Here is an 18,770-nt window from a genome sequence, read left to right as displayed (position 1 = left end):
ATATCGACCCCTCTCCCGCGGCCCTCGTGGCCGCGGTTTTTTTGTCCCTCCTCAATCCACGGTTAAAAGAAGAGCCCCTTGCAGGGACTGGTACCCGGCATCGTGCTTTGACTTTTGACAGGCTTTTCGGTAAGATGTAATTGTGTCATAAATGATTGAAATGACTATGTTACACTCTAAAAAGAGGCATATCGATGAGAGCACTGAATTACAAAACCGAATACCAGAAGCTGCTGACCCCGGAGATCGTGTCGTACCTGGCGCAGATCCATGAGATGAAAGGTCGGCAGAACCTGTTTGTCGAAGCGCGCAAGGATGCCCTCGCCAAGTTGTTGGAGATTGCAAAAATCCAGAGCACGGAAGCATCCAACCGCATTGAAGGGATCGTCACCACCGACGACCGGCTGAAGAAGATCGTGATGAACAAGACGACGCCCAGGGGGCGGAGCGAACGCGAGATCGCCGGTTATCGTGATGTGCTGAATACCGTTCATGAAAACTACGATTACATTCCCATCAGGCCGGGTATGATCCTGCAGTTGCATCGCGATCTTTATAAATTCAGCAACACATCCATCGGAGGCAGCTTCAAGAGCTCCGACAACGGGATCGCAGAGGAGCTGCCGGATGGGACGAAACGAGTTCGTTTCCAGCTGGTTCCGGCATGGGAAACGCCGGAAGCCATGGATGCTCTCTGCAATGCTCTTCGGGAGGCCCTAGCCGATCCGGAGTTGGACCCACTTCTTCTGATTCCCATGTTTGTCCTGGACTTCCTGTGCATCCACCCCTTCAATGACGGGAATGGCCGCATGAGCCGTCTGCTTACGCTGCTGCTTCTGTACCGCTCCGGGTATTTCGTCGGGAAGTACATCAGCATTGAAAGGCTGATCGCGGACAGTAAGGGAACCTACTACGAGGCCCTGCAGGAGAGCTCGGCCGGATGGCATGAGGGCCATAACGATTATCTTCCCTTCGTACGCTATATGCTGGGCATCGTGGTTGCTGCCTGTCGGGAATTTGCTGCCAGGGTGGATACCCTGGTTACGAAAGGCTTATCGAAGCCCGACAGAGTGCGGGGAATCGTCCGGAACACCATCGGACGGCTCACGAAGACGCAGATCATGAACCAATGCCCGGATATCAGCCAGAAGACCGTGGAACGGGCGTTGGCCGATATGCTCAAGAACGGTGAGATCCTTAAGATCGGCGGAGGACGCTATACGTCTTACGCATGGAACTGGGAGAAGGAGTAGGGACATGGTGACTGGGGAACTGAAGGGCAGGATCGAAGGCCTTTGGGAGATTTTCTGGACCGGCGGCTTGACGAATCCGCTGGACGTCATCGAGCAGATGACCTATCTGATGTTTATCCACGATCTGGATAACTTCGACAACCGCCGCGCCAGGGAGGCGGCCATGCTGGGCCTGCCCTATGAGAGCGTCTTCGCCCAGGACGTGCGGATCGGCGATCGCACCGTGGACGGCAGCCAGCTCAAGTGGAGCGTGTTCCACGACTTCCCAGCCGGGAAGATGTACAGCACCGTGCAGGAGTGGGTCTTCCCCTTCATCAAGAACCTGCACGGCGACAAGGAGAGCGCTTATTCCAAATACATGGGCGACGCCATCTTCAAGGTGCCGACGCCGCTGATGCTGGACAAGATCGTCACGGCCATGGACGGAATCTATGAGCAGATGGCGCAGCTCAATGCGGCAGATACCCGGGGCGACGTGTACGAGTACCTGCTCTCCAAGATCGCGACCGCGGGAGTCAACGGCCAGTTCCGCACGCCTCGTCACATCATCCGCATGATGGTGGATATGATGGAGCCCAAAGCGGACGAGATCGTCTGTGACCCGGCCTGCGGCACCTCGGGCTTCCTCGTGGCCGTCAGCGATTACCTGAAGGAAAACCGTAAACAGGAGGTCTTCTTCAACAGCCAGAACAAAGACCACTACATGAACCACATGTTCCACGGCTATGATATGGACCGCACCATGCTGCGCATCGGCGCCATGAACATGATGGCCCACGGGGTGGACAACCCCTTCATCGAATACCGGGACAGCCTCTCCGACCAGAATCCGGACCGGGAGAAGTATACCCTCATCCTGGCCAACCCGCCCTTCAAGGGCAGCCTGGACGCGGATATCGTCTCTACCGATTTGCTGAAGGTCTGCAAGACCAGGAAGACCGAGCTGCTGTTCCTGGCGCTGTTCCTCCGGATGCTGAAGGTTGGTGGGCGCTGCGCCTGCATCGTGCCGGACGGCGTGCTCTTTGGCTCCTCCACAGCGCATAAGGCCGTTCGGAAGGAGCTGATCGAGGGCAACCGCCTGGAGGCCGTGATCTCCATGCCCTCCGGCGTGTTCAGGCCCTATGCCGGCGTATCCACCGCCATCCTGATCTTCACCAGGACCGGTCACGGCGGCACCGACAAGGTCTGGTTCTACGATATGAAGGCGGACGGCTACAGCCTGGACGACAAGCGCAGCGAGACGAAGGAAAATGACGTTCCAGACATCGTTGCCCGATTTCATGCCCTGGATACGGAGCAGGATCGGAAGCGGACAGAACAGAGCTTCTTCGTGCCGAAGGAGGAGATCGTCGGCAACGACTACGATCTCTCCCTCAACAAGTACAGGCAGACGGAGTACAAGGCGGTGGAGTATCCGCCGACGAGCGAGATCATGGCAAAGCTGGACGAGCTTGAGAGGGAGATCGGAGCAGATATGGATGCGCTTCGGGAGCTCCTGGAGCTGTAAATTGAGGTTGGTAGGGATGAAAATAAGACTTGATGCGGTAATAAAAAGCTTATCTGTGGCAAATGCCGCAATAAAGAATACAGCATCTCCAATTGCAAAAGATGGGTGGTATCCCGCATTCAGTGCATCTGGACAAGATGTCTGGTTGCCAGATTACCGATTTGATCATAGAGGTATTGTTGTAAGTGCAGTCGGAGCAAGGTGCGGAAAAGCGTTTAAGGCAGATGGAAAATGGAATATCTGTGCGAATACACATGCCCTTTCTGTTGATGAGAGCATTGCTGATAGAGACTATTGTTGGTACATGCTGAATAATGAGGCATGGTGGATAAAAGGCGGAACAGTACAGCCATTTGTAAAGGTCAAAGACTCACTAAAGCGGGAACATCTATTCCCATCATTGGATGAGCAAAGCAGAATAGTTCAAGTTCTTGACCAGGTGTCCCATATTCTTGATATGAGACAAAAAGAGCTATTATTTCTGGATAATATGATCAAAGCCCGATTTGTCGAGATGTTTGGAACTTATCCAGCAAATGAAAAAGGTTGGGGAACTGGCACCATCCGTGACCTCATTTCAGAAGTCCGTTATGGTTCCAGCAGGAAAGCCGCCGATGGCGATAGTGGACAATATCCGTATCTTCGGATGAATAACATTACTTATAGCGGCGAGCTTGACCTTTCGGACACTAAAACGATTGATATTCCTGATGAAGAATTACCGAAATATACTGTGCGCAGAGGCGATGTATTATTCAATCGAACCAATAGCAAGAAACTTGTTGGAAAAACCTGTGTTTATAATCGTGATGAAATGATGGTCTTAGCCGGATTTATTGTCCGAGTACGCGTTAATGACCGTATCCTTCCAGAAATACTGTCAGCCTTCTTGAACACAGACTTTTCAAAACAAATGCTATTAGCAATGTGCAAAGCTGCAATCGGTCAGGCGAATATTAATGCACAGGAATTACAAAGCATAGGGATTTATATCCCGCCTATCGAACTGCAAAAAGAATTTGTTGCTTTCAAAGAACAGCTCGACAAATCAAAAATTGCCGTTCAGAAGGCGCTCGATGAGGCACAATTGCTGTTCGACAGCTTGATGCAGACGTATTTCAGATAGATAATTAAGGAGGGGAAGAACATGAGCGATGTTTTCGGTGAGGCCATTAAAGGCGAAGCGTAAACCGTTCGGAGGTGAATCACATGACCAACTTTGACCTCTTTGCAAGAGTACAGGATTTCGCCTCCTTTACGGAGCCTGCCGTATCGGCGGAGCGCATCTATCGGATCGATACGGCAGCCTGCGTGTTGAATTGCCGCAGGGCGATGGAGGCTGCCGTCAAATGGATGTATTCCGTGGACCGTGCGCTGGCAATGCCGTACCAGGACAATCTCGTCAGCCTCATCAGCACGGATGAGTTCCGGGATATCGTGGACGACAGCCTGCTGCGCCGGATGGACTTCATCCGTAAGACCGGAAACGCCGCAGCCCATGCCGGACGAAAGATCACAAGGGAACAGGCTGCGCTATGTCTGGAAAACCTGTTCATCTTTCTGGATTTCGTGGCTTACTGCTATGCGGAGGATTATCGGGAAGGAACCTTCGATCCTTCCCTGTTGGAGCAGGAAGCCCCTGCCGCCGCGCCGGTCATCGATACGGAAACGGAACGGAAGCTGGAAGAGCTCATTCAGGAGAATGCGGCGCTGCGGGAGGAACTGACCGCCCGCCGCGCCGAGCAGCAGCAAACCTACGTGCCCAAGCCATTGGACATTTCTGAGTATAAGACCCGAAAGCTCTATATCGATGCCATGCTGGAGGACGCCGGTTGGACCAAAGGCAGGAACTGGTTCGACGAATATGAAATCTCCGGCGTACCCAACAAGTCCGAGACAGGCTATGCCGATTATGTGCTGACGGGCGATGACGGGGGGATCCTTGCGGTGATCGAGGCAAAGCGCACCTGCGTCGATGTGGCAAAAGGCCGTCAACAGGCAAAGCTGTATGCGGACCTGATCGAGCAGAAGCAGGGCCGCCGGCCGGTGGTGTTCCTGACCAACGGTTTCGACACCCGGATCGTGGATAATCAGTATCCGGAGCGACAGGTCGCGGCCTTCCATTCCAAACGGGACCTGGAGAAGCTGTTCAACCTCCAGCGCATGCGCTCCGGCCTGAAGAACATCGTCGTGGACAAGGCCATCGCGGACCGCTATTATCAGGAAGCTGCCATCAAGGCGGTGTGTGACAGCTTCGGGCAGAAGAACCGCCGCAAGGCGCTGTTGGTCATGGCCACGGGCTCAGGCAAGACGCGGACCGTCATTGCGCTGGTCAAGGTGCTGCTGGAACAGGGCTGGATCAAGAACGTCCTGTTCCTGGCAGACCGCAATTCCCTGGTCACCCAGGCCAGGCGGAGCTTCGTGAACCTCCTGCCGGATCTGTCCGTTACGAACCTCTGCGAGGAGAAGGACAACTATGCCGCGCACGGTGTGTTCTCCACCTATCAGACGATGATGAACTGCATCGATTCCGTGCGGGACGAGGAGGGCAAGCTGTTCTCCTGCGGGCATTTCGATCTGGTGATCTGCGACGAGGCACACCGGTCGATTTATAACAAGTATAAAGACATCTTCAACTATTTCGATGCTCCACTGGTGGGCCTGACCGCCACGCCGAAGGACGAGATCGACAAAAACACCTATGCCGTTTTCGAGCTGGAAAGTGGCGTACCGACCTATGGCTATGAGCTGGCACAGGCAGTGCAGGACGGATATCTGGTGGATTTCCTGTCCGTGGAAACGAAACTGAAATTCATCCAGGAGGGCATCGTCTACGACGATCTGTCCGATGAAGATAAGGAAACCTATGAGAATACCTTTGAGGATGAAAACGGCGAGTTGCCTGAAAGCATCGCGTCGTCTGCATTGAACGAATGGATATTCAACGAGGATACGATTCGCGAGGCCCTGTATATCCTCATGACTCACGGCCTGAAAATCGACTATGGCAACAAAATGGGCAAGACCATCCTTTTTGCCAAGAATCATACCCATGCGGAAAATATCCTGGAGGGGTTTGAGAAGGAGTATCCGCACCTGAACGGTTGTGCCAGGGTCATCGACAATTATATGACCTACGCCCAGAGCGCCATCGACGAATTCTCCGACCCGAAGAAGCTGCCGCAGATCGCCATTTCCGTGGACATGTTGGACACCGGCATCGACGTGCCGGAGGTGTTGAACCTGGTCTTCTTCAAGAAGGTCATGAGCAAGGCCAAGTTCTGGCAGATGATCGGACGCGGCACACGCCGTTGCCCCGGACTGATCGATGGCGTCGATAAAGGCAAGTTCTACATCTTTGATTTCTGCGGCAACTTTGAGTTCTTCCGCATGAGCAAAGGGAAGCCTACGGCGAACAGGATCGCCCTCCAGGGTGCGATTTTCGGGCTTCAGTTTGAGATTGCCTATAAGCTTCAGGACCTGCAATATCAGACGGAACGGCTGATCGCCTATCGTAGTGCGTTGGTGGAGCATATGACCGGAAAAGTCCGGGAACTGAACCGGGAAAACTTTGCGGTCCGGCAGCATCTAAGGTACGTGGATCGATACGCCGTCTCGGAGAATTATCAAGCGCTGACCTACGAGGATACGCTTGTGGTGCGGGAAGAGCTGGCTCCGCTGATCGAGCCGGAAGACGACGACCCGAAGGCGCTCCGCTTCGATGCCCTGATGTACGGGATTGAGCTGGCCTATCTGGCGGGAAAGAAATACAACCGCGCCAGACACGATCTGCTGCAGAAGGTTGCGGCCGTGGCCAGCGTGGCCAATATTCCGGAAATCATGATGCAGGCGGAGCTGATCGACAAGGTCCTTCACACGGATTATCTGGACCATGCCGGTATCGACGAATTTGAACATATCCGAAAGGGCCTGCGCGACCTGATGAAGTATATTCCTGTCGGCAAAATCATTTACGACACGGATTTCGATGACGAGATTCTTTCGGTTGACTGGAAAGAATCCGAACTGGAAAATGATGACCTGAAGAACTACAAAGCCAAGGCCGAGTATTTTGTCCGTCAGCATCAGGATCATGAAGTGATCGCCAAGCTGAAGAGCAATGTACCGCTGACCGGAGCGGACGTGAAGGTGCTGGAGGAAATTCTCTGGAGCGAGGTCGGTACGAAGCAGGAGTATGAGGCGGAGTATGGAACCAAGCCTTTGGGCGAGTTCGTGCGGGAAATTGTCGGCCTCGACATGAACGCAGCCAAGGCTGCCTTTGCCGAGTTTTTGAACGACACGAACCTTGATGGCCGACAAATCTATTTCGTCAATCAGATCGTAGAATACATCGTCCACAATGGGATGATGAAGGATTTATCGGTGTTGCAGGATACTCCGTTTACCGATCAGGGCAGCATCGTAGAAGTCTTCACGGACCTGACGGTCTGGAAGGGCATCCGGAGGGTCATCGAGCAGGTCAACGCAAATGCGTTGGCAGCCTGATAAGAAAGGGTTTACATTGGACCGGTCCACAAACCTTGCCATGACAAACCTTGCCATAACAACGAACAAGCGCTATGCTTTAGGGCATGAATCACTTAAAAAGGTGCGAGCATGAGCGTATTATTATTTATAAGGAAGAGGCGTATCAGGAATATTTGGAGTATCGCAGTCCCCAACCAGGGGACCAGGGGAAGAGTTAGAGTTAATACAAGTCAGGCTACAGATGCCTACCCCTTACTTTGCCCGAACTTTTCGTCCCTGCAGATTGGGGTCCCTCAAGCCGCCTTGCAATCTCAGCGCAAACCGTGTAGTATAAAATGCAATGGATTACAAAATCGCATAACGGCTCTTGAAGCTGTGAACCTTATGCATGAAATCGGGTGAGCACCCATGGACATGAACCTGCAGAAGTACCTCGCCTTTGTCAAGACGGTTGAGTATGGGAGCTTCACAAAGGCGGCGGAGGCGCTGTCCTACTCTCAGTCCGGCGTCAGCCGGATGATCAGCGACCTGGAACAGGAGTGGAAGGTGTCGCTTCTGGAGAGGAGCAAGGGGGGCGTCCGGCTGACGTCCGACGGCATGAGGCTTTTGCCCTGCGCGGAGGAGCTGTGCCGCGCGTTTCAGAAGCTGGAGACGCAGGTGGACAGCCTGAACGGCCTGCAGACGGGGCTGATCCGCATCGGGACCTTTTCCAGCGTGGCGACCCACTGGCTGCCGCCCATCATCAAGGAGTTTCAGAAGGACTGCCCCAACATCGACTACGAGCTCCTGCTGGGCGACTACGCGGAGATCGAGGAGTGGGTGCTGCGGGGCCGCGTGGACTGCGGCTTCTTGAGGCTGCCCGCCCACCCGAAGCTTGAGACGATCTTCCTGAAGCAGGACCAGTTCATGGCGGTCATCCCCACGGATCACCCCATGGCGGACTGCGAGGTCTTTCCCGTGCAGGCCCTCTGCGACCTCCCCTTCATGCTGCTGGAGAAGGGCGCGCGGGCGGAGATATCGGGCATCTTCGAGCGCTTCGGCCTGAAGCCCAACGTACACTTCACCACATGGGACGACTACGCCATTATGTCCATGGTGGAGAGCGGCCTCGGCATCAGCGTCCTCCCCTCCCTCATCCTGAAGCGCATCCCCTATAAGATACTCATCAAGCCTTTGGACGTCGAGGTCTATCGCAATATCGGCGTCGCCCTGCGGAGCCGTCAGACCGCCTCCCCGGCGGTGAAGCGCTTCCTGGAGTACCTGAACTTCCGGCACCAGGCGGAGCAGGGCTGACGTCCGGGTGCTGCGGGCCCCTCACGGGGCAGCGAAGCGAACGGGAAAGGCCTCGATGTTCTTCCCGTCTGCATCAGGCCCCTGGCGGCCTGACGCCGGAGCCGGTGTATAATGAGGACGCCGCTTGAGTCCTATCCTGAGATTGAACCCACGGACAGAAAGGAGCTGTTCAGCGCTTTTCCTCTTTTGTGTCTTGACAAGGAGGCGCACTATCGTCGAGCGTCTTTTCTGCAGGGTCAAAAGGTTTCATCGTATTGCTGCGCGGCACGATAAGTTTGGATGTTATTTTCCCGGGCTTCCTGCTTTTTGCTTTTGTTGTCGATTTCTCACTCTTGTGTTAACACGGCCTGGCAGGATCATTCCGAATCGAAATGGAGGCAAAATCGTGTTTTCAAGAAGAACGGTTGTCGCAGGTTCCGCGCTGTTGTTGGTCGCCCTGGCCTTTCTGCTGCAGGGTGCTCCCGCGTCGGCTAAAGAGCAGCCCGAGTTCTGGCAAAACCCGGACTACGATTTAGCCGCGCTGCGCAAAATCTTTCTGCTGCCCGTGTCCGCATCGCTGAACGCGAGAAGTCCGAGCGCCGTCATGCCCGCCTCCCGCCGTCTCTCTGACCTCGAGGGCTGGGCGACCTCGGCCATTCAGGAGGCGATGAGGAAGAAAACCCCCATCGTCAAGACCTTTGGAGCGCTCTTGCAGGACATGAGCCTCGTCTACGGCGCCCTGCCCTTCACCCCGGAGAACTTTGCGGCCGCCTCGCCCGAGGCACGGAGCGACTTTTACAAAAAAGCGGCCGACATGGGGTTTCAGGCCATGCTTCAGATCGAGCTGTTCCAGGAGATGGAGGTCGAGCACGTCCCCGAGAGGACGTACTCCCATACCGTCTATGAGGAGGTCCAGATTCGGGACGAGAAGGGACGGGTGAAGGAGAGGGTCCGTATCCCCCAGGAGAAGACCGAGGTTCAGCCCGCCTACGACGATGAGTACCTCTCGACCCGCTGCCTGGCCCGCCTGTACGCTCTTTCGGACCCGGAGGGAGATCACGTGGCGGCCGTGGATTTTGCCATCTACCGGGAATACCAGGGGGGCCCGGTCATGAAGGTGGTGGAGAACGTCCTCAAGGCGTCGATGAAACGGCTTGTGGGGGGCTCGAAGTGAGCCTGCGCGACTTCTGCTCTCCAAATAGAGGAGCAGGGGGCGTGTCCGTTCAGGCCGAACCGTCCCGCAGCGCCTGGGGATTGGGACTGACGGCCCGTGAGCAAGGGCAAACAGCAGCCGGAAAGCTCCCCGAAGGGGGGGGGACTGAACTTCCGGCATCAGGCGGAGCAGGGCTGACGTCCGGGTGCTGCGGGCCCCTCACGGGGCAGCACGGCGAACGGGAAGGACCTTGATGTTCTTCCCGTTCGCCGCGCCCTGGCATCGCCTTCATTGCCTCGCATTACGTAAACCGGCCCCAGCCAGAGACAGAAGCGCGACTGTGATGATATCCTGATACCCCATGGCCTCCTCGGGCTCCAGCCTCGGAATCTTCCAGTGGGCCTGATACTCCGGCGTGGTGACCATGGAGAGCACCGCCGAGATCCCCGGCAGGGTCCCCGCCCCCCGTACGCGGTCGTTAAGCGAGCTGGTCATGAAGGTCACGCCGCCGGCGTCTTCGCTGACGAGCTGCGCCAGCTCCGCCGTCAGCTCCGTCTTCTCCCGGGCGGAGTCCGCGGTCCGCAGCTTCTCCGCGGTGGCCATGATGCGGTCCGCGAAGTTTGCCGTGGCCTGAGCCAGGGCGCCCTTCGGCATGGGCATCATGTTCTTCTCATAGCGGATGGGCAGCCCCAGAGCCCGCCCGGCGTCAAAGAGCGCGGAGCCAAGTTCCATGCAGTCCACGCCCTCCTGGGCCCGGACCATGTACTGGTTTTCCTTCACCCCGTCAGCCATGGCGGGGATGAAGGCCTTGGACTCCACCACCACTGTCGGGACCTCGCGCAGCCCCAGTTCGTACATCAGCTCCCCCTTCTCCGTCCAATCCGTGTTGCCCTCGTAGTCCTCGTCGGGGCCGATGCCGCCCTTCGTGCCGTTGATGACCAGCATCAGGGACACGGGCACGCCCTCCACATCCAACACCGTCCCGGCCGTAACGTCGTACTTGTTCTCGAAAGTCTCCGAAGTGACCCTGAGCCCAGGGCCCATGGCGCGCCGGAAGGAGTCCAGAACCGCCAGAGCACAGGCCCCCTGGAGCGTCACGGGGACCTCCCCGACCCCTTGGCCGTACAGGCGGCCGAAGGTGTCCAGGGCCACGTTCTGGGAGTAGAGGGCATCGCGTCCCGCGGCACGCTCCAGGAGCTCTGCCTCCGCTGGCGTGACGCCCCGCCGGGGGCTCAGGGTCGCCGTACCGCCCCCCCGCGTTGTCACCGTGATGGTGTTGGCATCCACGTCGGCTTCCGCACAGGCAATGGTGGTATCCACGGGCATGGCCCTCTTCAGCAGCCCCGCGGCCACGGCAAAGCCGGCGGAGTCGTCCTGGACGAAGCCGCTGTGGCTGTGTACGTGGCCAACCCCCACGTGGCCGACCACGCCGAACCTCCCCCGGCCTTCCCGAAGTCGAATTGCAATCATGATGGGTCCTCCGTATTACTTTTTTAAAAAATAACGGCGGCAGGGCCTATCCCTGCCGCTGCATGCACCGTGACCTCACTCGGCAAACGTTTTCTTCTCGTTGAACTTGTCCCGGTTCAGGGTCCCCAGCAGGGAGGTGGTGGTGACCATGCCCACGGTATCCCCCGTGACGTTCAGCATGGTGTTGGGCATGTCGATGAGGCGGTAGATGCCCGCAACCCAGGGAACGATCGTGAGGGGCAGGCCCATGCTCTGCATCATGATGGCAGACATCATGATGCCGCCGCCGGGCACCCCAGCCACCCCTGCAGCCATGATGACGCCCAGCAGGCAGATCACCGCCAGCTGCCCGAAGCCGAACTCAAGGCCGAACATCTGGGCGGCGAAGATGGCGTAGATGGGCATCTCGGCGCAGCAGGCCTGCATGTTGATGGTGGCCGCCGGAGGGGCGATGAGCTCGACGGCCTCCGCCGGCACGCCCGCGCGCTCCTTGGCGCATTTCATGGTCAGGGGCAGCGTGGCGCTGGAGCTGCAGGTGGAGAAGGCCAGGAGCATGGCCGGATACATGTTGATGTAATGCTGAAGGGGGTTGACCTTCGCCACGAACTTCAGAATCAGCGGCAGGATCACCACGATAATGGTGGCATAGGCGATGTACTGCGTGGCCAGCATCTTGCCCAGGCCCGTCAGGACCTCGTTGCCCAGGGTGCCCGTGACGTCCGCCATGAGGCACAACACACCGACGGGGGCAAAGCCCATGACGACCTCAACGACCTTGGTGATGGCGGTGTTGCCATAATCGAAGAACTTCTGAAGGCCATCCTTCGCCGGAAGGTCGTTGGGCAGCACCGCGATGGCGATGCCCAGGAACAGGGAGAAGATGATGACCTGGATGATGTTGAAATTGCCGAAGGCCGCCGCCGCGTTGTCGGGGATCCAGTTCACCAGGGTCTGGACCAGGTCCACGCTGTCCGTGGAGAACACCTCCGCCTTCTCCGCCAGGTTGATGCCCACGCCAGGCTGGATGATGTAGGCCCATACCACGCCGCACACGGCGGACAAGGCCGAGGCAAGGAGCCAGTACACCAGGAACGTTCCCCCCACCTTCTTGAGGCGGCCCAGGTCCGCTACGCCGGCCACGCCCGTCACGATGGAGAAGAAGATGAGGGGCAGGATCGTCATCCTCAGGAGCCGGATGAAGATGGTGCCCAGGGGCCCCGTCACGACACTCCACGTCTCGTAGCTGCCCTTGAAGGCCCACCCAAGGATGGAGCCCAGCACCATGGCGATCAGGATTTTGCTGGCAAGGCCCACCCTCTTCCTCTCCTTCTGAACGGGCTGCTGCTCAACCTGCTGCACTTCCTGCCTCTCTTCACTCATTACCGACACTTCCCCTCTCAATAGAATAAATAATTTGCAATATTTAAACATGCCAGCAGAAGGTGAGAGAAGATAAAAAAGACCCCTATAAGCAGACGACCAACGAACAAAGCGAGCTGTGTCCAGAAAGCGGGGCATCCCATGTCGGTCGCCTGGAAGTTTCGTCCGATGGCAGTCATTCGCGGTAAATGAGTTTTACGAGCACGAACAGCAAAGGAGACTGTCACCCGGAGGCCGCCCCTTCCTCTAGAATTCTGATGGGAAGGGCATAGGTTGTTTTCATTTTATAGCAATAGAGCGAGAAAGTATACCGGGTCTTCGTAGACGGGGATGCAGAAGGCCGCAAGATTTTCGGTGCCCTGAACCGACCGTCCCTCAACGATCGGCAGGGAACTCCGGCATACCTCGTCAAAGGCGCTTACAGTGCCGACGAGACAGGCAAGCTCTATCGCCTGCGCCACAAACGCTGCCGGTCGGCTTTCAAGCCGGAAAACGAAGAACTGTAATCCCTTCTCCGGAGTCGGCTTGCCTGTTGCACCTGGTTTGACAATCCAGCTTGCTTTTTATTTTATCGAATAACTGAGCATGTAGGCCAGGCGTTGGGTCTGATTGAGCAACGCACTCGTGACGCGCTGAAGTGCCGCCTCGTCCAAACGGCTGAAGGAGAGGCTGATGGCGCCAATGGCCTTATGCCTGGCGTTGACGAGCGGGGTCCCCACGCAGAAGAGCCCAGCCTCCGTCTCCTCCTGGTCCAGGGCATAGCCACGCTGCCGCGTCTTGTGGATATCCATCAGGAAGTCATCAAGGTTCGTGATCGTCTTGGGCGTGAAGCTCCGGATGTCCATCCTGTTCCAGAAAGAGCGGATATCCTCATCCGGGGATACGCTCAGGATGGCCTTACCCGCGGAGGTGGCGTAAAGCTGGGACCGCTGTCCCACCCGGGTGTAGACGGAGAAGTTTGAGTGTGCAAGGTCGAAACTCTCCAAGCACAGAAGCTCGTCCTGCTCCCGGACGGAAAACTGCGCGATGACGTCGAGCGCGCCCGAAAGGTGGTCCAGCGTCTCACGGATGAAGGGGATGTACTCCACCCGGCGCACGGCGCAGATGCCAATCTCGTAGGACTTGAAGCTCAGGGAGTAGCTTCCCTTCTCGTCGCGTTCAAAATAGCCGTTGCTCACAAGGGCATTCGCGATGCGCAGGGCAGTGGCCTTACTCAACTCCAGGCCGGAGTAGATATCCTTCAGGCTCATGACGCCCCTCCGGGCCACGAGCTCCATCACGGCAAAGGTGCGGTCGATGACCTGTACGGACTGCGGTTCAATCTGGCCGGGCATGATGGGCTTCTCGATTTCCTCCTTGATGTTCGATCGTCTATGGACCGCATAATATCATATTTGCCCAGCTTGTCAATAAAAGTGAAACGCATCAAAGAAAACTTTTAATAGAAATTAAAAAATTAACATTTTATGGACGATAACTCAAAAAACAAAAACACTGGTTTCATAATTTACACAATACGTTTCAAAAATTAAATAATATTTTGATGGTAAATCATTTAAGCGAAACTAATTCGGTTTATATATAAAATTATCAAAACAAAAGTCTTTACACGTTTCAATTTTTATGTTAGTATCGGGTTGCGTTCCAAAATAAATGAAACCACAATCAAAAATCTGCAATCTGGGGGGACCGCAATGGCGAAAGCGAGCGCGAATGTGGAACTGTGCAAGGGGTGCCAGCTCTGTGTGGGCAACTGTCCGCGAAAGGCAATCATTCCGCTGGAGACGGTCAACAAGAAGGGCTATGAGATCATCAAGGTCGATCAGGACCTGTGTATCGGCTGCGGCATCTGCTACAAGGTGTGCCCCGACTACGTGTTCACGATCGAGTGAGGAGGGGAAAAAGCATGGAATACGCTCTCATGAAGGGCAATGAAGCGATTGCCGAGGCCGCTCTGCGGGCGGGCTGCCGGTTCTACGCGGGCTACCCCATCACGCCGCAGAGCGAGATACTGGAGTACATGTCCGATCACATGGAGAAGCGGGGCGGCGTGTTCATTCAGGGGGAGAACGAGGTGGCGAGCATGAGCATGCTCTACGGTGCAGCCGCCTGCGGCGCCAGGTGCATGTCCAGCTCCTCCGGCCCGGGCTTCGACCTGAAGCAGGAGGAAATCTCCTATCTGTCGGCCGCCGGTATCCCCGCCGTCCTCGTCAACTCGATGCGTTTTGGACTGGGGGACGGCGAGATCACCGCAGGACAGGATTCCTATTGGGTGTCCACCAGGGGCGGCGGCCACGGCGACAAGCGTCTTTTGGTTCTGGCACCGGCCTCCGTGCAGGAGTGCGCGGACCTGACATACCTGGCTTTCGACCTGGCGGAGAAGTATCGCAATGTAGTGGAGATATTGAGCGACGGCGCCATCTGCCAGATGATCGAGAAGGTCTACCTGCCTGCGGAAAAGGAACACGATATCGACAAGTTCGACTGGACCCTCACGGGCAAGCCGAGGGAGCAGAAGAAGAACAAGGCATACAACCTGAGCTACTACATGGGCTACGAGGCCTACAACAAGATGATGCGCGACAAGATTGAAGCCATGCACCGCGATGAACAGCGCTGGGATTCCTTCCAGATGGAGGATGCGGAACTTCTGCTGATCGCCTATGGCATCTCGTCCCGCGTGTGCCGCTCTGCCGTGCGCCTGGCCCGAAAGGAGGGTATAAAGCTGGGGCTGCTCCGGCCCATCAGCGTGTGGCCCTACCCCGCCGACGCTTTCAAGAAGATCCCGACCAGCGTCAGGGGGTACGTGACCGTGGAGATGAGCATCACGTCTCAGATGGGTGAGGATATCCTGCTGGCCAGCCGCGGCGACCGACCGCTCTACGGGTACCTCACGTCAAAGGACCTGCCCACGGCGGAGGGGATCGTCGCCCACTGCCGCGAGATACAGGAGGGCAAAATTCAGCCCATGGAGGTGTTGTAAGATGCCCGTTTTCAAGAAACCGGAATCCATCATCAAGGCTGCAGGGTACTGCGGAGGGTGCGGCCATGGCATCATTCAGCGCACGATCGCCGAGAGCATCGAGGAGCTGGGGCTTCAGGACAAGGTCATCGCCTCCGTGGACATCGCCTGCGCCTTCTGGGCCCAGGACGCATTGAACTACGAGTTCATCGCCGGCCCCCACGGGCGCTGCGCCGCCGTGGCCACCGGCATCAAAAAGGTCCGTCCCGACGCCACGGTCTATGTCCATGCCGGCGACGGATGCTCCTACGTCATCGGACTGTCCGAGACCTGCTTCGCCGCCATTCGCGACGTGCCCATCACCATGATCGTGGTCAACAACGGCACCTTTGGCATGACCGGCGGGCAGATGAACCTGGCCACCACCCTCCTGGGCGACAGGACCGTCAGCAGCAAGGCCGGCCGCAGGCAGGACACCATGGGGCACCCCGTGGATATGCTCAAAGCCATCGCCGGCTTCGATGTGGAGTTCCTGGCACGGGGCGCGCTCTACGACCCCAGGCACATCGACCAGACGAAGCAGTTCATAAGGAAGGGCTTCGAGAACCAGCGGGACAATAAGGGCTTCTCCCTCATCGAAGTTCTCTCCCCCTGCCCCACCAATTGGAAGCTGACGCCGGTGCAGTCCATGAAGAAAATCAAGGACGAGATCGAGAAGGTGTTCCCGGTAGGCGTATACGTCGACAGAAGCGCCGCCCGAGAGAAAGAGAAGGGAGCGTAGACCATGGCGGATATCATCATGGCGGGCTTTGGCGGACAGGGCGTTTTGACCGCCGGCAAGATATTGATCGACGTGGCTGCCCACGAGGGAAAGAACGTCAGCTGGACCTCCTCCTACGGCGCGGAGATGCGGGGCGGCACGGCCAGCTGCAGCGTGGTCATCTCCGATGAAGAGATAGGCAGCCCCTACCCGACGAAGCTGGATATCCTTCTGGCGCTGAACGAGCCGTCCTACGACAAGTTCATTGGACAAATGCGCGACGGCGGAACTGTCATCGTCAACAGCTCCCTCATGAGCGAGCGGGAGTATCCAAAAAATGTGAACGTTTACCTGATCCCCGCCACGGATCGGGCCAACGCCATCGGCAACGGCAGGGCGGCCAATATCGTGATTCTGGGGGCCATGATCAAGGCCACGGGCCTTATCGACCACAATGCTTTTGAAGAGGGCCTGGACCGCTATTTCAGCCGGAAAGGCCACAGCAACCCCAAGAACCTGGAGGCCTATCGCATAGGCCGCGACGAAGCCGTGAAGGCTTAAAAGGAGGAGGGCGGTAACAAGGCTGACGATACCGAAAAAGCCATGCTGAATGGAGAATGGGGGTGAAATCCGGCAGCAGGCCATCCAGGCGCTTTACGATTTGGCAATCCTTCATGGAGATATAGAGGAGCTCCTAAAAGATCGTTGGTTGTCATGACGATAGTACCGTATATGCGGGGGAAGCCCGGGGGGCTTTTGCCGAAATGGTGGCAGAAAAGGGGCAAAATTCGCCGTCTCCCCAATTCCCCTGTTGCGCAGCGCGCTTCTTTTGTGACAAATCCGAATGCGCTTCCGGCAGAAAAAGGAATCGTATGCGTATACCCTGCCGCTGTTTAAATTCCCGATTCAAAAATGAAACTAGAGGTGAAAATTGATGGGTACACAGTTGGAAGATAAACGGATGAATAAGGCGGCGTTCTGGCCGGCTATCATTATCCTGGCTCTGTTCATCACCTCCGGCGTTATCTGGCGCGAGCCCGTAGGCAACTTTATGACCACGCTGCTCTACGGTATGGCAGACTATCTGGGTTGGTACATCAACCTGCTGTCCCTGGCATTTATCATCCTCGGTGTGGTGTTCGTGGCCGTTCGCTACGGCGACGTAGTTATCGGCGGCAAGGATGCGAAGCCGGCTTACAGCATGCCCATCTGGTGTGCCATGTCCATCTGTTCCGGCATCGGCACAGGCCTCCTGTTCTGGGCTATGGGAGAGCCCATGTACCACTTCATGACCACGCCTACAGCCGTAGGGACGGCGGGCTCACGGGATGCGGCTATCTTTGCCGTGGCCCAGGCCATGTGGGATTGGAGCTTTGTCCAATATTGCATGTATGCCATCTGCGGTGCAGCCTTCGCAGTGATCTGCTTCAACCGCAAGAAATCCCTTTCCTTCAATTCCATCATAGAATGTGCTATCGGCAAAAAAATCCCCTGGCTCAACACGCTGCTTACCGCTGTCGTCATCTTCTGCATCATGGGCGCTACATCAAACTCCATGGGCGTAGGTTTGATGCAGATCGGCGCGGGCTTGGAGGCGGCTTTTGGCGTTCCGCAGTCCCGCTTGATCTGGCTGCTGGCCGCTATTTTCATTGGCTGCGTGTTTATTACCTCCTGCGTCACGGGTATCAGCAAAGGCTTGAAATACGTCTCCACCTGCTGTATGTATTTCTTCTTCTTCCTCATGGGTTGGGTCCTGATTTTCGGAAATACCCAGTTCATCAGCAAGATAGGCTCTGAATCCATTGGCTACATCATCGACAATTTCGGAAAGATGACCGTCATGACCAACGTGCTCACTACAAACGACAGCTGGTTCGCGGACTGGATCGTTCAGTACTGGGCCTCTTTCATCGTCTACGCCCCGGTCATTGGCATGTTCCTTGCCCGCATGGGCCGCGGCCGCACGGTTCGTACCTTTATGCTGGTGCAGATCCTGGTCCCCTCCTTCTTCTGTATCGTCTGGATCGCCATCTTCGGCGGCCAAGTCATTCACCTTCAAACCTCGGAGGCCTTCGACGTATGGAACGCCGTCAATACCTCCGGTATGCAGGCCACAGTGTTTCAAATCATCGGGACATTGCCTATGAGCAACTTCGTCACCATCATGTTCCTGTTGTGCATTGTCATGAGTTTTTCCACTCTTGCCGATCCCATGGCTTCCTGTGTCGCCACCCTCGCCTGCCGCAAACTCGAGGCCGATGCCGAGCCCCCCATGTTCCAGAAAATCCTGGCGGGCTGCATCCTCTGTGGCACGGCCTACACGCTGGTGGCCACGGGAGGAATCAATTCCGTCAAGGGCATGTTCACGCTGGTGGGACTACTCCAGAGCATCATTCTGATCATGTGCGCTATCGTCCTCTTCAAGTATTGCAAGAAATGCTACGACGCCTATTTTGAAGGCCGCGAAGAGAACGGTGAATGGGGCGTCGTGGAAAACCCCATCGACGTCGAGGAATAAACAGCAA

Annotated in this window: 14 protein-coding genes; 11 read left to right on the top strand and 3 right to left on the bottom strand. The window is 56.6% G+C overall.

Annotated elements, in window-relative coordinates; all coding sequences use genetic code 11:
* The first annotated feature begins 194 nt into the window (after nucleotides 1-194).
* The 6 genes from ACK28C_RS04480 to ACK28C_RS04455 all read left to right on the top strand — a co-directional run bounded on the left by ACK28C_RS04480 (nucleotide 195) and on the right by ACK28C_RS04455 (nucleotide 9,694).
* The gene (locus ACK28C_RS04480; protein WP_015556908.1) at nucleotides 195-1,253 is read left to right on the top strand and encodes a Fic family protein; all 1,059 of its coding nucleotides are present in this window, start codon (nucleotides 195-197) and stop codon (nucleotides 1,251-1,253) included.
* Between the two features lie 4 nt (nucleotides 1,254-1,257).
* On the top strand, nucleotides 1,258-2,760 hold the full coding sequence (locus ACK28C_RS04475) for a class I SAM-dependent DNA methyltransferase (RefSeq protein WP_015556909.1): 1,503 nt from the start codon (nucleotides 1,258-1,260) through the stop codon (nucleotides 2,758-2,760).
* A 16-nt stretch (nucleotides 2,761-2,776) separates the two neighbouring features.
* Nucleotides 2,777-3,886, top strand: a complete 1,110-nt coding sequence (locus ACK28C_RS04470; RefSeq protein ID WP_208873625.1) for a restriction endonuclease subunit S — start codon at nucleotides 2,777-2,779, stop codon at nucleotides 3,884-3,886.
* Nucleotides 3,887-3,969: 83 nt separating this feature from the next.
* The gene (locus ACK28C_RS04465) at nucleotides 3,970-7,266 is read left to right on the top strand and encodes a DEAD/DEAH box helicase family protein (protein ID WP_015556911.1); all 3,297 of its coding nucleotides are present in this window, start codon (nucleotides 3,970-3,972) and stop codon (nucleotides 7,264-7,266) included.
* 390 nt (nucleotides 7,267-7,656) lie between these two features.
* Complete coding sequence (locus tag ACK28C_RS04460) at nucleotides 7,657-8,541, top strand: LysR family transcriptional regulator (RefSeq protein ID WP_015556912.1); 885 nt, start codon at nucleotides 7,657-7,659, stop codon at nucleotides 8,539-8,541.
* Between the two features lie 385 nt (nucleotides 8,542-8,926).
* The gene (locus ACK28C_RS04455) at nucleotides 8,927-9,694 is read left to right on the top strand and encodes a hypothetical protein (RefSeq protein WP_409152513.1); all 768 of its coding nucleotides are present in this window, start codon (nucleotides 8,927-8,929) and stop codon (nucleotides 9,692-9,694) included.
* A 267-nt stretch (nucleotides 9,695-9,961) separates the two neighbouring features.
* Here ACK28C_RS04455 and ACK28C_RS04450 read toward each other — a convergent pair whose 3' ends face one another.
* From ACK28C_RS04450 to ACK28C_RS04440, 3 genes are all read right to left on the bottom strand, one after another.
* Nucleotides 9,962-11,143 carry a hypothetical protein gene (locus tag ACK28C_RS04450; RefSeq protein ID WP_409152512.1) on the bottom strand — a complete coding sequence of 394 codons (1,182 nt, stop codon included), beginning with the start codon at nucleotides 11,141-11,143 and terminating at the stop codon, nucleotides 9,962-9,964.
* A gap of 75 nt (nucleotides 11,144-11,218) precedes the next feature.
* Nucleotides 11,219-12,523, bottom strand: coding sequence for a dicarboxylate/amino acid:cation symporter (locus ACK28C_RS04445; protein WP_015556913.1), 1,305 nt, complete (start codon nucleotides 12,521-12,523; stop codon nucleotides 11,219-11,221).
* A gap of 563 nt (nucleotides 12,524-13,086) precedes the next feature.
* Nucleotides 13,087-13,857 (bottom strand): IclR family transcriptional regulator, encoded by a 771-nt coding sequence (locus ACK28C_RS04440; protein WP_015556914.1) that lies wholly within the window; start codon nucleotides 13,855-13,857, stop codon nucleotides 13,087-13,089.
* A gap of 360 nt (nucleotides 13,858-14,217) precedes the next feature.
* On the opposite strand from ACK28C_RS04440, the gene ACK28C_RS04435 reads away from it, so the two are divergent.
* The 5 genes from ACK28C_RS04435 to ACK28C_RS04415 all read left to right on the top strand — a co-directional run bounded on the left by ACK28C_RS04435 (nucleotide 14,218) and on the right by ACK28C_RS04415 (nucleotide 18,763).
* Nucleotides 14,218-14,415: a 4Fe-4S binding protein gene (locus tag ACK28C_RS04435; protein ID WP_015556915.1), complete on the top strand. Its 198-nt coding sequence runs from the start codon at nucleotides 14,218-14,220 to the stop codon at nucleotides 14,413-14,415.
* 14 nt (nucleotides 14,416-14,429) lie between these two features.
* Nucleotides 14,430-15,506 (top strand): 3-methyl-2-oxobutanoate dehydrogenase subunit VorB, encoded by a 1,077-nt coding sequence (vorB, locus tag ACK28C_RS04430; protein WP_015556916.1) that lies wholly within the window; start codon nucleotides 14,430-14,432, stop codon nucleotides 15,504-15,506.
* Nucleotide 15,507: 1 nt separating this feature from the next.
* Complete coding sequence (locus ACK28C_RS04425; protein ID WP_015556917.1) at nucleotides 15,508-16,266, top strand: thiamine pyrophosphate-dependent enzyme; 759 nt, start codon at nucleotides 15,508-15,510, stop codon at nucleotides 16,264-16,266.
* Between the two features lie 3 nt (nucleotides 16,267-16,269).
* A complete protein-coding gene (locus ACK28C_RS04420; protein WP_015556918.1) occupies nucleotides 16,270-16,806 on the top strand; it encodes a 2-oxoacid:acceptor oxidoreductase family protein in 537 nt (178 codons plus the stop codon).
* Nucleotides 16,807-17,191: 385 nt separating this feature from the next.
* A complete protein-coding gene (locus ACK28C_RS04415) occupies nucleotides 17,192-18,763 on the top strand; it encodes a BCCT family transporter (protein ID WP_409152511.1) in 1,572 nt (523 codons plus the stop codon).
* Nucleotides 18,764-18,770: the final 7 nt, after the last annotated feature.

Origin of the sequence: Fretibacterium fastidiosum (assembly GCF_964642095.1) — a bacterium.
Classification (GTDB): Bacteria; Synergistota; Synergistia; order Synergistales; family Aminobacteriaceae; genus Fretibacterium; species Fretibacterium fastidiosum.
This window is presented reverse-complemented; position numbering and strand designations above follow the sequence as displayed.